At 68.2% G+C, this 13,603-nt stretch carries 13 protein-coding genes and 1 pseudogene; 12 read left to right on the top strand and 2 right to left on the bottom strand.

Annotation, left to right across the window (positions count from 1 at the left end):
- Positions 1–35: 35 nt before the first annotated feature.
- From ytfR to GGR03_RS20880, 4 genes are read left to right on the top strand one after another with little or no spacing between them, the layout of a single operon-like run.
- Entirely contained in the window at positions 36–1,556 is a 1,521-nt protein-coding gene (gene ytfR / locus GGR03_RS20865) for a galactofuranose ABC transporter, ATP-binding protein YtfR (protein WP_183210732.1), read from the top strand.
- Entirely contained in the window at positions 1,553–2,575 is a 1,023-nt protein-coding gene (locus GGR03_RS20870; protein WP_183210733.1) for an ABC transporter permease, read from the top strand. Before ytfR ends, GGR03_RS20870 begins: the two co-directional genes overlap by 4 nt.
- On the top strand, positions 2,572–3,561 hold the full coding sequence (yjfF, locus tag GGR03_RS20875; RefSeq protein ID WP_210292243.1) for a galactofuranose ABC transporter, permease protein YjfF: 990 nt from the start codon (positions 2,572–2,574) through the stop codon (positions 3,559–3,561). The genes GGR03_RS20870 and yjfF overlap by 4 nt, the downstream gene beginning before the upstream one ends.
- On the top strand, positions 3,561–4,319 hold the full coding sequence (locus GGR03_RS20880) for a FadR/GntR family transcriptional regulator (protein WP_183210734.1): 759 nt from the start codon (positions 3,561–3,563) through the stop codon (positions 4,317–4,319). The genes yjfF and GGR03_RS20880 overlap by 1 nt, the downstream gene beginning before the upstream one ends.
- Before the next feature lie 45 nt (positions 4,320–4,364).
- Here GGR03_RS20880 and GGR03_RS20885 read toward each other — a convergent pair whose 3' ends face one another.
- Positions 4,365–4,826, bottom strand: coding sequence for a cupin domain-containing protein (locus GGR03_RS20885; RefSeq protein ID WP_183210735.1), 462 nt, complete (start codon positions 4,824–4,826; stop codon positions 4,365–4,367).
- A 242-nt stretch (positions 4,827–5,068) separates the two neighbouring features.
- Between GGR03_RS20885 and GGR03_RS20890 the strand changes: the two genes are divergently transcribed.
- Complete coding sequence (locus tag GGR03_RS20890; protein WP_183210736.1) at positions 5,069–6,640, top strand: Re/Si-specific NAD(P)(+) transhydrogenase subunit alpha; 1,572 nt, start codon at positions 5,069–5,071, stop codon at positions 6,638–6,640.
- Between the two features lie 16 nt (positions 6,641–6,656).
- Complete coding sequence (locus GGR03_RS20895; RefSeq protein WP_183210737.1) at positions 6,657–8,099, top strand: NAD(P)(+) transhydrogenase (Re/Si-specific) subunit beta; 1,443 nt, start codon at positions 6,657–6,659, stop codon at positions 8,097–8,099.
- Between the two features lie 56 nt (positions 8,100–8,155).
- Here the strand turns inward: GGR03_RS20895 and GGR03_RS20900 are convergent, their stop codons facing one another.
- The gene (locus GGR03_RS20900; protein ID WP_183210738.1) at positions 8,156–8,632 is read right to left on the bottom strand and encodes an HXXEE domain-containing protein; all 477 of its coding nucleotides are present in this window, start codon (positions 8,630–8,632) and stop codon (positions 8,156–8,158) included.
- Between the two features lie 193 nt (positions 8,633–8,825).
- Between GGR03_RS20900 and GGR03_RS24945 the strand changes: the two are divergent.
- From GGR03_RS24945 to hydA, 6 genes and pseudogenes are all read left to right on the top strand, one after another.
- Positions 8,826–8,969: pseudogene (locus GGR03_RS24945) on the top strand (GntR family transcriptional regulator); the annotation flags it as partial.
- A gap of 160 nt (positions 8,970–9,129) precedes the next feature.
- A complete protein-coding gene (locus GGR03_RS20910; RefSeq protein WP_343058922.1) occupies positions 9,130–9,297 on the top strand; it encodes a hypothetical protein in 168 nt (55 codons plus the stop codon).
- Between the two features lie 72 nt (positions 9,298–9,369).
- Entirely contained in the window at positions 9,370–10,044 is a 675-nt protein-coding gene (locus tag GGR03_RS20915; protein ID WP_183210739.1) for an amino acid ABC transporter permease, read from the top strand.
- Positions 10,044–10,781, top strand: coding sequence for an amino acid ABC transporter ATP-binding protein (locus tag GGR03_RS20920; protein ID WP_210292251.1), 738 nt, complete (start codon positions 10,044–10,046; stop codon positions 10,779–10,781). Before GGR03_RS20915 ends, GGR03_RS20920 begins: the two co-directional genes overlap by 1 nt.
- A gap of 58 nt (positions 10,782–10,839) precedes the next feature.
- Positions 10,840–12,060 (top strand): cysteine desulfurase-like protein, encoded by a 1,221-nt coding sequence (locus tag GGR03_RS20925; RefSeq protein WP_183210740.1) that lies wholly within the window; start codon positions 10,840–10,842, stop codon positions 12,058–12,060.
- Positions 12,061–12,105: 45 nt separating this feature from the next.
- Positions 12,106–13,536, top strand: coding sequence for a dihydropyrimidinase (gene hydA, locus GGR03_RS20930; RefSeq protein WP_183210741.1), 1,431 nt, complete (start codon positions 12,106–12,108; stop codon positions 13,534–13,536).
- The last annotated feature ends 67 nt before the right edge of the window (positions 13,537–13,603 follow it).

The raw sequence follows: 13,603 nt of genomic DNA on the forward strand, positions 1-13,603 counted from the left end.
GGCAATCCTTGAATAACGCGTGCGCGGAGCAGGCAATGAGCGACGAGCCGCTGTTGAGCGCGCGCGCCATCACCAAGAGTTTTCTCGGCATCAAGGCGCTCGACCGCGTCGACTTTACGCTGCAAGCCGGCGAGGTGCATGCGCTGCTGGGCGAGAACGGCGCCGGCAAGTCGACGCTGATAAAAGTCCTGACGGGGGCCTATCACCGCGATGCCGGCGAGATCCGTCTGGATGGCGAGGCCATCGACCCGCGCGACGTCACCGACGCCCAGCGCCTCGGCATCGGCACGGTTTACCAAGAGGTCAATCTTCTGGAGAACCTCACCGTCGCCGAGAACCTCTTCCTCGGCCGCGAGCCGCGCCGCTTCGGCCTGATCAACACGAAAGCGATGAACCGCCAGGCGAAAGCCGTGCTCGCCGGCTACGGCCTCGATATCGATGTCGACGTGCTGCTCGGCAGCTATTCGGTGGCGATCCGCCAGATCGTCGCCATCGCCCGGGCCGTCGACCTCTCCGGCAAGGTGCTGATCCTCGACGAGCCGACGGCGAGCCTCGACGCCGCCGAGGTCGCGACGCTGTTCGACATCATCCGTGACCTGCGGGGCCGCGGTCTCGGCATCGTCTTCATCACGCATTTCTTCGATCAGGTCTTCCGCCTCGCCGACCGGGTAACGGTGCTGCGTAACGGCAGGCTGATCGACACACGGCCGATCGCGGGCCTCGGGCGGCTTGAACTGGTCTCGATGATGCTCGGCCACGAGCTTCTGGCGGAAGAGAGTCGGCGGGCGTCGGCCGAGGATGCTGCGCCCGGCGAGCTGCTGGCGCGTTTCACCGGATACGGCCGGCGCGGCGCGATCGAGCCGTTCGACCTCGACATCCGTCGCGGCGAGGTGGTGGGGGTCGCCGGCCTGCTCGGTTCCGGGCGGACAGAGACCGCCGAACTGCTCTTCGGCATCGCCCAACCGGATTCCGGCACCGCCGAGATCGACGGCGCGGCAAGGCCGCTCGCATCGCCCAGGGCGGCGATTGCCGCCGGCTTCGGCTTCTGCCCGGAGGACCGCAAGCAGGACGGCATCGTCGAGGACCTGTCGGTGCGCGAGAACATCGTGCTGGCGCTGCAGGCGCGAAAAGGCTGGGCGCAGCCGCTGTCGCGGCGCGAGCAGGAGGCGATCGCCGACCGCTACATCGAAGCGCTCGACATCCGCACCGCCGACCGCGAGACGCCGATCAAGTTCCTGTCGGGCGGCAATCAGCAGAAGGTGATTCTCGCCCGCTGGCTGGCCATTGATCCGCGCTTCCTGATCCTCGACGAGCCGACCCGCGGCATCGATGTCGGCGCCCATGCCGAGATCATCCGTCTGGTCGAGAAGCTCTGCGACGACGGCATGGCGCTGCTCGTCATCTCCTCGGAACTCGAGGAACTGGTGGCCTATTCGAACCGCGTCCGGGTGCTCGCCGACCGCCGCCATGTCAGCGAACTTTCCGGCGACGACATCTCCACCGGCGCGATCATGGCGGCGATCGCCGCGGGCTCGCCCGACGAGGCGCGGCCATGAGCCTGCCCGCACCCGTCGTCCGGTTGTTGCCGCAGATCATCGCCCTGTTCGTCATCCTGGCGCTCAACACGGCGATCTCGCCCGGCTTCCTCGACATCGCCTACCAGAACGGCCGGCTCTACGGCAGCCTGATCGACGTGGTCAATCGCGGCGCGCCGGTGGCGCTGCTGGCGATCGGCATGACCCTCGTCATCGCCACCAGGGGCATCGACCTGTCGGTCGGCGCGGTGATGGCGATCACCGGCGCCGTCGCGGCGGCAGCCATCACCGGCGGCTATTCGCTTGGCGCGACGATCGGCGCGGCGCTTGGCATCGGCATTCTCTGCGGCCTCTGGAACGGCGCGCTGGTCGCCTTCTTCAGCATCCAGCCGATCATCGCGACGCTGATCCTGATGGTCGCCGGGCGCGGCATCGCCCAGCTGGTCACCGAAGGCGTCATCCTGACCTTCAACGATCCCGGCCTGATCTTCCTCGGCAGCGGGTCGGTGGCCGGCATGCCGGTGCCGGTCATCCTCTGGGTCGTGCTCGGGCTTCTCGTCGCAGCCCTCGTCCGCTTCACCGCGCTCGGCATGCTGATCGAGGCGATCGGCATCAACCGCCGGGCCTCGCGTCTCGCCGGCATCGGCACCAGCTCGCTGCTGGTCGCGGTCTACGCCGCATCGGGCCTCTGCGCCGCCGTCGCCGGCATCGTCGCGGCGGCCGACATCAGAGGCGCCGACGCCAACAATGCCGGGCTGTGGCTGGAGCTCGACGCGATCCTCGCCGTCGTCGTCGGCGGCAATTCCCTGCTCGGCGGCCGCTTCTCCATCGCCGGCTCGCTGATCGGCGCGATGATCATCCAGTCGGTCAATACCGGCATCCTGCTCGCGGGCTTCCCGCCGGAATTCAACCTGATCATCAAGGCGGCGATCATCGTCGTCATCCTCGTCGTCCAGTCGCCGACCAGCCGCTCGGCCTTCGGCTTCTTCGGCCGGGCCCGCGAGCGGTCCGAAAGCCGCAAGCGGAGCCCCGTGCGATGATCACCTCGCGCTATTTCGCCCTCGTCACGACGCTTGCGGTGTTCCTGATCGCCTATGCGCTCTGCATCGCGCAGTTCCCCAACATGCTGTCGACCCGGGTCATCGGCAATCTTTTGACCGACAACGCCTTTCTCGGCATCGCCGCGGTGGGCATGACCTTCGTCATCCTTTCGGGCGGCATCGATCTGTCGATCGGCTCGGTCATCGCCTTCGCCGGCATCTTCATCGCCGTGGCGGTCGGCGAGTGGGGAATTCACCCGATCGCCGCGATCGTCCTCGTCCTACTGCTCGCGACAGCCTTCGGCGGAGTGATGGGCGCGATGATCCATTATCTCGCCATGCCGGCCTTCATCGTGACGCTGGCCGGCATGTTCTTCGCCCGCGGCATGGCCTTCGTCGTGTCGACCCAGTCGGTGGCGATCGACCATCCCTTCTACGACGGGCTTCAGGACCTGTGGATCCGCCTGCCGGGCGGCGGCCGGCTGACCTTCGTCGGCATGGTGATGCTGGCGGTCTTCGCCGTCGGCATCCTCGTCGCCCACCGCACGCGCTTCGGCCGCAACGTCTATGCGCTGGGCGGCAGCCGCCAGTCGGCCGAACTCATGGGCGTCAAGGTCGCCCGGACCACGATCGGCATCTATGCGATGTCGAGCTTCCTCGCCGGCCTGTCGGGGATCGTGCTTTCCCTCTACACCTCCGCCGGCTATTCGCTGGCCGCCGTCGGCGTCGAGCTCGACGCGATCGCCGCGGTGGTGATCGGCGGCACGCTGCTGACCGGCGGCTCGGGCTTCGTCGCCGGGACCTTCCTCGGGATCATGATCATGGGCCTCATCCAGACCTATATCGTCTTCGACGGGACGCTCTCGAGCTGGTGGACGAAGATCGTCATTGGCTTCCTGCTGTTCGCCTTCATCGTGCTGCAGCGCGGGCTGGTCTGGCTGTCGGCGCGGCGCGGCGGGGCCGCCCTCGGCCACAGCCCGGCGTGATGGGCCTCCTCGACAACACCATCACCGACCGCGCGCCGCGCACCAGCCATGCCCATGTCGTGGCCGCCATCGGCCGCGAGATCGTCCGCGGCGACGTCGCGCCCGGCACCATCCTGCCCGGCGACAAGGAGCTGAGCGCCCGTTTCGGCGTCTCGCGCACCGTGCTGCGCGAGGCGATGAAGACGCTTGCCGCCAAGGGGCTGATCCAGCCCAAGGCGCGGGTGGGGACGCGGGTGCTCGACCCGGTCCGCTGGAACCTCCTCGACGCGGAAGTGCTGCGCTGGCGCGTCGAGGCCGGTCTCGACGACGATTTCGTCTTCGACCTCGCCACCATGCGCCTCGCCTTCGAGCCCGCCGCCGCGGCCCTCGCGGCCCGGCGCGCCACGCCGGAAGACATCGCCCGGCTGCGCGAGATCGTCGGACGGCTGGGCGACGCGCGGCACGACCGAGCGAGCATCGCGACCGTCGACCTGGAATTTCATCTCGCCGTCGCCGACATCTCGCGCAACCCGTTCATGCGGGCGATCGGCAGCCTCATCGAAGCGGCGATGGCGATCACCCTCAAACTGAGTTCGCCGGCCAACGACCCGGCCCTGATCGCCGAAGTCGCCGTCAATCACGCGCGCATCGTCGACGCGATGGAGGCCGGCGACGAGGACGCGACGCGCGAGGCGATGCGCGCGGTGATCGAGCTCGGCGCCGAGCGCACCCGCAAGGCGCTCGACCGCTGGATCGCCGGCCCGGCGCTCACCGGATAGGCGGCTGGCGCCTTTCCGGGGGGGCGCCGCCCTCGCCGCGCCGCGCTATTGCGCGGCCGGAGCAGCCGGAGGCGCCGCGGGAGCGACTGGCGTTGCCGGCTCCTCGAGGATCACGGTCTGCTGGCCCTTCTCGATCTGATCGATGACCAGGAGGCGCACCTTCTCGCTGCCGATGGCCTCGCCATAGTGCCACTGCCCGATCGCCTCGATGATGAAATCGCCGGCCTTGTAGATCGTGGCCTCGTCCATCTCCGTGTTGACGACGCGCAATTCGCCGCTCAGCACGTAGGCGTAGCGGGTCGAGGGATGCTCGTGCGACGGCAGCTTCGCGCCGGCGGCGATCTCGTAGGTCGAGACGATCACCTCGACATTGTCCTGCGGCAGGACGATCGGCTGGCCGGTCGCCGTCACGCCGGTGGTCAGCAGCTTCTCGACCGTCACCTGTGCGGCGGCGGGGAAGGCGAGGGCGGCCAATAAGGCGGCGAGCAGCAGGAGGCGGGTCGGCATGGCTTGTACTCGCTGGTTTGCAGCGCCGAGGACAGCCTCGGTGCCGACGATGTCCCGACGGTACCGCGCATCGCCCGGGCAGGACAGCTTGTTGGTGCGCGGGCTTGCGATTTTGTGATCCATCAGCCAGTGGAAATACAGCGTTCGGAGAGGCCCGGGGCCAGACGTCCGATATGCCATGGACGACGGGTTCGTGCCGGGGTTTCCCGGCGGCGCAGCCAGACGCGCGAGGAGAGACGCGAATGAAGATCGGAACACCGCGCGAGAGCCATCCGGGAGAGCGCCGGGTCGCCCTGACGCCCGACAGCGCAACCCGGCTGCAGAAGCTCGGCTACCAGTGCTTCCTCGAGGCAGGCGCCGGCGAGGCAGCGAACTTCGCCGACGCCGACTATCGCGCAGCCGGCGTCGAGATCGTCCCCGACGCCGATAGCCTCTGGCAGGCCTCCGACATCGTCCTCAAGGTGCGCCCGCCGCAGGATGGCGAGATCGCCCGGCTGCACGCCGGCAAGACGCTGATCGGCTTCGTCAATGCGGCCAGCGACGCCGAGCTCCTGCAGCGCCTCGCGGCGACCGGCGGCTCGGTCATCGCCATGGACGCGGTGCCGCGGATCAGCCGCGCCCAGAAGATGGACGCGCTGTCGTCGATGGCCAACATCGCCGGCTATCGCGCCGTGATGGAGGCGGGCAATCATTTCGGCCGCTTCTTCACCGGCCAGATCACCGCGGCGGGCAAGGTGCCGCCGGCCAAGGTCCTGGTGGTCGGCGCCGGCGTCGCCGGCCTCGCCGCCATCGGCACCGCCACCTCGCTCGGCGCCATCACCCATGCCTTCGACGTGCGGCCGGAAGTCGCCGAGCAGATCGAATCGATGGGGGCGCAGTTCGTCTATCTCGACTTCGAGGAGGCCCAGGACGGTGCCGCCACCGGCGGCTACGCCGCGCCGTCGAGCCCGGAATTCCGCGAGAAGCAGCTGGCCCGCTTCCGGGAGCTGGCGCCGGAGATGGACATCGTCATCACCACGGCGCTGATCCCCGGCCGGCCGGCCCCCAAGCTCTGGACCGCCGACATGGTCGCGGCGATGAAGCCGGGTTCGGTGGTCGTCGATCTCGCCGCCGAGCGCGGCGGCAATTGCGACCTCACCGTCGCCGACGAGGTCGTCACCAGTCCGAACGGCGTGACCATCGTCGGCTACACCGACTATCCGAGCCGGATGGCGGCGCAGGCCTCGACCCTCTACGCCACCAATCTGCGCCACATGCTGGACGATCTGACGCCGGCCAAGGACGGCGTCGCCGTCATCAACATGGATGACGACGTCATCCGCGGCGCCACCGTCGTCAAGGACGGCGCCGTCACCTGGCCGCCGCCGCCGCCGAAGATCAAGGCGATCGCCGCCGGCAAGCCGAAGGAGAAGGTCAAGGAGCTGACGCCCGCCGAGAAGCGGGCCGGCGAGGCCGCCGCCTTCAAGGCCCAGACCCGCAGCCAGCTCGGCCTGCTGGTCGTTGGCGGGCTGCTGATGGCGCTGGTCGGCGCCTTCGCGCCGGCCGAGTTCATGAGCCACCTGATCGTCTTCGTGCTCGCCTGCTTCGTCGGCTTCCAGGTGATCTGGAACGTCAGCCACTCGCTGCACACGCCGCTGATGGCGGTGACCAACGCCATCTCCGGCATCGTCATCCTCGGCGCCCTGCTGCAGATCGGCTCGGGCAGCTGGCTGGTCGTCACCCTGGCCGCACTTTCGGTGCTGATCGCCTCGATCAACATCGTCGGCGGCTTCCTCGTCACACGGCGCATGCTCGCCATGTTCCAGAAGTCCTGAGGGGCAGGGGCCAGACATGACATTCGGTATCGTTTCCGCGGCCTATATCGCCGCCTCCGTCCTCTTCATCCTGTCGCTCGGCGGGCTCTCCGGCCAGGAAAGCGCCAAGCGCGCCGTCTGGTACGGCATCGTCGGCATGGCGCTCGCCGTCATCGCCACGGTCTTCGGGCCGGGCATCGGCCACGGCCTGATCATCCTGGTGATGATCGTCGCCGGCTCGGCCATGGGCTATGTCGTCGCCTCCCGCGTCCAGATGACCGAGATGCCGCAGCTGGTGGCGGCGCTCCACTCCTTCGTCGGCCTCGCCGCCGTGTTCATCGGCTACAATGCCGAGATCGAGCTCGGCCGCGTGGCGGCGATGGATCCGGTCGCGCGCGAGGCGCTCACCGGCTTCGCCGGGGTGCTGGCGCACAAGCTCGCCGATCCGACCGGCGCGCTCATCGCCATCCTCAAGGTCGAGGTGTTCCTCGGCGTGTTCATCGGCGCGGTGACCTTCACCGGCTCGGTCGTCGCCTTCGGCAAGCTCGCCGGCAAGGTCGACGGCAAGGCCAGGAAGCTGCCGGGCGGCCATATGCTGAACGCCGGCGCGGCCATCGCCTCGCTGATCCTCCTGGTGCTCTACTTCAACGGCGCCGGCATCTGGACCCTCGTCCTGATGACGCTTCTCGCCTTCTTCATCGGCTACCACCTGATCATGGGCATCGGCGGCGCCGACATGCCGGTGGTCGTGTCGATGCTGAACAGCTATTCCGGCTGGGCGGCGGCGGCGATCGGCTTCACGCTCGGCAACGACCTCCTGATCGTCACCGGCGCGCTGGTCGGCTCCTCGGGCGCGATCCTCTCCTACATCATGTGCAAGGCGATGAACCGCTCCTTCATCTCGGTCATCCTCGGCGGCTTTGGCGGCACGAGCGGCCCGGCGATGGAGATCGAGGGCGAGCAGATCGCGATCGACGCCGAGGGCGTCGCCGCAGCGCTTTCGGAGGCCGACAGCGTCATCATCGTGCCGGGCTACGGCATGGCGGTGGCGCAGGCCCAGCAGGCGGTGTCGGAACTGACCCGCAAGCTGCGCGCCGACGGCAAGAATGTCCGCTTCGCCATCCATCCGGTGGCGGGCCGCCTGCCCGGCCACATGAACGTGCTCTTGGCCGAGGCGAAGGTGCCCTACGACATCGTCATGGAGATGGACGAGATCAACGAGGACTTCCCCTCGACCGACGTCGTCATCGTCATCGGCTCCAACGACATCGTCAATCCGGCCGCCCAGGAAGACCCGAACTCGCCGATCGCCGGCATGCCGGTGCTGGAAGTCTGGAAGGCCAAGCAGGTCTTCGTGTCCAAGCGCGGCCAGGGCACCGGCTATTCCGGCATCGAGAACCCGCTGTTCTACAAGGACAACACCCGCATGTTCTACGGCGACGCAAAGACCTCGCTCGAGGCCCTGCTCAAGCTCCTCTGAGCTGCGGCTGCGATATCCCGCAATCCGACACGCGCGGCGACGAGCCGCGCGGGTCGTCAGGCCCGGTCCTGGCGGAAATACGGCCGGTTCCTGACATTGAGCAGGACGATCGGCAGGGCCATCAGGCCCGCGCCGATCAAGAGGGACACGACCACGCTTCCCACCGAGAGCGCCTCTTGGCGGCCTGCCGCGACGTAGCAGGCCAGCGCGATCGGCAGCATCAGCACGACCGCGCTGGCGACGCCCGGCGAGAACCGGCCGCCTGTCCGGATCACCGGGACGATGTGGAAGACGATGGCGTTGATGATCATCAGTGCCGGAAAGCCCAGCGCGACCGCAGGGGCGGCGGCCGCGAGATTGGCAGAGACGATGCCGATCACCACGACCAGCGCGTTGACGACATAGAAGTCGCTCCACTCGACCGGCAGCCCGATCACCGCCCGCGCCCAGTCCCGCCAGTTGAGCATGAACTCCTCGAGAATGTGGACGCCGTAGGCCGCGGTCGCCAGCCAGAGCCAATGCGAAAGGTCCATGACGTCGCCGACCTCCATCGTGCCGAGGGTGCAGGCTCGTGGCCTGCCCCGGCTCTGTCAAGCGGCGGGCGCTGCAGCTCACATGCCATCGAGCGACGGCGGATTGACGCCGCCCCTGCGTAGGGGCTCCTGTGTCGCGTGCGAACGGCCATGGTATGCACTTGGCCGGAACCTATCAGTCACAGGAGCGGCCATGGCGCCTCAGCAAGATTCCGCCAGCCGCGTGGACCGGATCTGTTCCGTCGTCCGCCGGGCGATCATCGAGCGGGCGCTGGCGCCCGGCGACAAGCTGCCCGAGGATGCGCTCGGCGAACGCTTCGGCGTCAGCCGCACGATTGCGCGACAGGCGCTCGGCCAACTGGCGGGCGAAGGCCTTGTCGACCTGCGCCGCAACCGGATTGCGGTCGTCGCGACTCCGACCTTCGAGGAGGCGCGCGACACTTTCGACATCCGAAATGGCCGTCGTCGAGCGCCTGGCGACCGGCGAGCAGTATTCGATGATGTTCGCCAAGGACAGCGAGCTCGCGACCAAGGCGAACGACGTGCTGACCACCCTCAAGAACGAAGGCTTCATCGCCGAGCTGCACGAGAAGTGGTTCGGCACCGAGGCGGAAGCCACGACCAGCACGGTCGAGGTGCGCGACATGCCAAAGCCGAAGTCCTAACGGCCTGTAACCACCCAGCGGGACCGTGCAAGCGCCCGGTCCCGCGACCCATGCGAGGGACGCTGACGCCCGATGGATATCGTCGATACCTTCTTCAATGTCGGCGTCCTGGTGCGCTACTTCCCGCTCCTCCTGGAGGGGCTCTGGCGCACCATCGCGCTGGGCGTCCTGTCGATCGTGCTCGGCCTCGTCGGCGGGCTGGTCCTCGCCATGCTCCGCCTCTATGGCGGCCGTTTCGTGCGGTTTCTCGTCATCGCCTATGTCGACGTGTTCCGGGCGCTGCCGGTGCTGGTCTGGCTGGTCATCGTCTATTACGCGCTGCCCTTCGTCGGCATCCGCCTCTCGGCCTTCGCCTCGGCGACCACCGCCCTGACGATGATCTCCAGCGCCTATACGGCCGAGATCTACCGCGCCGGCATCCAGGCCATTCCGCGCGGCCAGTTCGAGGCGGCGCAGTCGATCGGGCTCAGCCAGTGGTATCTGATGCGCGACGTGGTGCTGCCGCAGGCCTTCCGGATCGTCATCCCGCCGCTGACCAACAACTCGATCAACGTCATGAAGGACACCGCGCTCGCCTCCGTCGTGGCGCTGCCGGACCTTCTCAAGCAGGCGACGCAGGCGCAGGCGCTCGCCGCCAACCCGACGCCGCTGATCGGCGCCGCTCTCCTCTATCTGCTGCTGCTGTTGCCGCTGGTCCGGCTCGTCGCCGTCTTCGAGGCGCGCTATGCCGCCAAGGGGGCGCGCTGATGGCCCGCCCGATCATCGAGATGCGCGGCGTCGGCAAGAGCTTCGGCCGGTTCCAGGCGCTGAAGCAGATCGATCTCGCGGTCGAGGCCGGCGAGGTCGTGGTTCTGCTCGGCCCCTCCGGCTCGGGCAAGTCGACGCTGATCCGCTGCATCAACCTGCTCGAGGAATACGATACCGGCGACGTCATCGTCGACGGCACGCGGGTCGAGCCCGGACGTCAGCTGCAGAGCGTGCGCCAGGAAGTCGCGATGGTCTTTCAGGCCTTCAATCTCTTCCCCAACCACACCGTCCTCGACAATGTCGCGCTCGGCCCGGTGCGGGTGCGCAAGCTGTCCTGGGAGGACGCCCGGGCCCGCGCCCGCCGCCTGCTGGAGCGCGTCGGCATCGCGGAACAGGCAGAGAAATACCCGAGCCAGCTCTCCGGCGGCCAGCAGCAGCGCGTCGGCATCGCCCGCGCCCTGGCGATGGAGCCGCGCATCCTGTTGTTCGACGAGCCGACCTCGGCGCTCGATCCGGAAATGGTCGGCGAGGTCCTCGACGTCATCAAGGGCCTGGCCGGCGAGGGCGTGACCATGCTGCTGGTCACTCACGAAATGGGCTTCGCCCGTCAGGTGGCCGACCGGATCGTCTTCATGGAGGCGGGCGAGATCAAGGAGATCGCCACGCCCGAACAATTCTTCACGGCGACGACGAACGAGCGCGCCCGCGCCTTCCTCGACGCCGTCCTCAATCACTGACGGCTCGGCCACCGACGCCCGGGGCGGCGAGCCGCCGACACCATTCAGAAGGCAAGTCATGACACTCGACATCGATTTCGTCCGCCGCCAGTTCCCGGCGCTCTCCGGCGACTGGGTCTTCATGGACAATGCCGGCGGCAGCCAGGTTCTGTCGCGCGTCGCGGCCCGCATCTCCGACTACCTGCTGACCTCGAACGTCCAGACCGGCGCGAGCTACGCGCCGAGCCAGCGCTCGACCGAGCGGGTACGCGAGGCGCGGCGGGCCTTCGCCGGCTTTGTCAACGCCGCCGATCCCGGCGAGATCGTCATGGGTGCCTCGACGACGATGCTGATCCGCGCGCTGTCCGAGGCGATGACCGGCAAGCTGCATCCCGGTGACGAGATCATCGTCACCAACACCGATCACGAGGCCAATATCGGCCCCTGGCTGAAGCACGAGTGCCGCGGCGTCGTCGTCAAGTTCTGGCGCTGTGATCCCGAGACGCTGGAACTCGACCTGGGCGACCTCAAGGCGCTGATGACCGACCGCACCAAGCTCGTCTGCGTCACCCACGCCTCCAACATCCTCGGCACGATCAACCCGATTGCCGAGATCGCCGCGATCGCCCATGCCGGCGGCGCCGAGCTCTGCGTCGACGCCGTCGCCTATGCGCCGCACCGCGCCATCGACGTGCAGGCGCTCCAGTGCGACTACTACATCTTCAGCGTCTACAAGGTGTTCGGGCCGCATTTCGGGGTGATGTGGGGCAAGCGCGAGAAGCTGCTCGAGCTCGACAACATCTACCATTATTTCTTCGGCAAGGACTCCGTGCCGCACAAGCTCGAGCCCGGCAACATCAACTACGAGCTGGCCTACGGCTCGATTGGCACCGTCGACTATGTCGAGGAGCTCGGCCGCATGGCCGGCGCCGCCGCCGGCAGGCCGGCGATCGAGGCGGGCTTCGCCGACATCGCCGAACAGGAGCGAGCGATCACCGCGCGGCTGATGGATTTCCTCAAGAGCCGCAACTCGATCCGCATCGTCGGCCGCACCACCAGCGCCATCGCCGACCGCGTCGCGACGGTCAGCTTCACCGCCGGCGAGCGCAATTCGAAGGAGATCGTCGATCAGGTCGATCCCGCCTTCATCGGCATCCGCTACGGCGACTTCTACGCCAGGCGGCTGGTCGAGGATCTCGGCCTGATGCCGCAGAACGGCGTCGTGCGGGTCTCCATGGTCCACTACAACACGCTGGAAGAAGTCGACCGGCTGATCGCCGCGCTGGAGCCAGCGCTCTAGCCAACGGCACGCCCCTATCCCCGCATCCCTGCCCGGAGTTTTCCCATGCGCTTCGACCTCGTCATCCGCAACGGCATGATCGCCACCGCCTCGGACGTCTTCGCCGCCGATATCGGCATCAAGGACGGCGTCATCGTCCAGATCGGCGGCGCCATGGACGAGGCGGCGGAGACGATCGACGCGGCCGGCAAATACGTGCTGCCGGGCGGCATCGACAGCCATGTCCACATCGCCCAGCCCTCCGGCGAGGGGATCATCATGGCCGACGATTTCGAAAGCGGCACGCGTTCGGCGCTGTTCGGCGGCAACACCATGGTCCTGCCCTTCTGCCTGCAGGAGAAGGGCCGGCCGCTGCGCGAGGCGCTGAAGGCCTATCATGCGCTGGCCGAGGGCAATTGCTACACCGACGTCAGTTTCCATCTGATCGTCTCGGATCCGAGCGAGGCGGTGCTCGGGCAGGAGCTGCCGGCTCTGGTGGAGGACGGCTACACCTCCTTCAAGGTGTTCATGACCTACGAGAACCTGCGGCTGAGCGACGCGCAGATCCTCGACACGATGGACGTCGCGCGGCGCACCGGCGCGCTGGTCATGGTCCATTGCGAGAACGAGGACGCGATCCGCTACCTCATCGGCCGGCACGAGGCGGACGGCGACGTCGCACCGAAGGCGCACGCGACGACGCGGCCGATCGCCGTCGAGCGCGAGGCCACCCACCGCGCCGTCTCGCTGGCCGAGGTCGCCGACGTGCCGCTGGTCATCGTCCATGTCTCCAACCGCGAGGCGATGGAGGAGATCGAGCGCGCCCGCCGCCGCGGCCGCAAGGTGATCGGCGAGACCTGCCCGCAATATCTGATGCTGACGGCGGACGATCTCGACGGCATGGACTGGGAGGGGGCGAAATTCGTCTGCTCGCCGCCGCCGCGCGACGCGGCCAGCCAGGAGGCCTGCTGGGACGGGCTGGAGCGCGGCGTCTTCGACCTGTTCTCCTCCGACCACTGCCCGTTCCGCTACGACGACCCGGCCGGCAAGCTCAACCCGAAAGGGTCCCGCAGCTTCCGCCACATCCCGAACGGCATCCCGGGCGTCGAGCTGCGCCTGCCGATCCTGTTCTCCGAAGGGGTGATGAAGGGCCGCATCGACCTGCCGCGCTTCGTCGCGCTGACCGCCACCAACCAGGCCCGCACCTACGGCCTCTACCCGCAGAAGGGCACGATCGCCGTCGGCGCCGACGCCGACATCGCCATCTGGGATCCGCAGCTTGTCCGCACCGTCCGCCACGCCGACATGCACGACGGCGCCGACTACACGCCCTACGAGGGAACCGAGCTGACCGGCTGGCCCACGACGGTGGTGCTTGGCGGCAAGGTGATGATCCGCGACGGTGATCTGGCCGGCACGAAGGCCGACGGGAGCTACCGCCCCCGCGGCCACTCGCAGTTTGCGGTGGTGCCGCCGAAGGTCGGCGCGGCGGTGTAGGGCGGAGCCTGTGCCCGCCTGGCCTGTTGGCTTGGCGCGGATCGGCGGGCTGACGGCTAACGGAAAC

It is taken from the genome of Aurantimonas endophytica (assembly GCF_014196845.1).
Classification (GTDB): domain Bacteria; phylum Pseudomonadota; class Alphaproteobacteria; order Rhizobiales; family Rhizobiaceae; genus Aurantimonas; species Aurantimonas endophytica.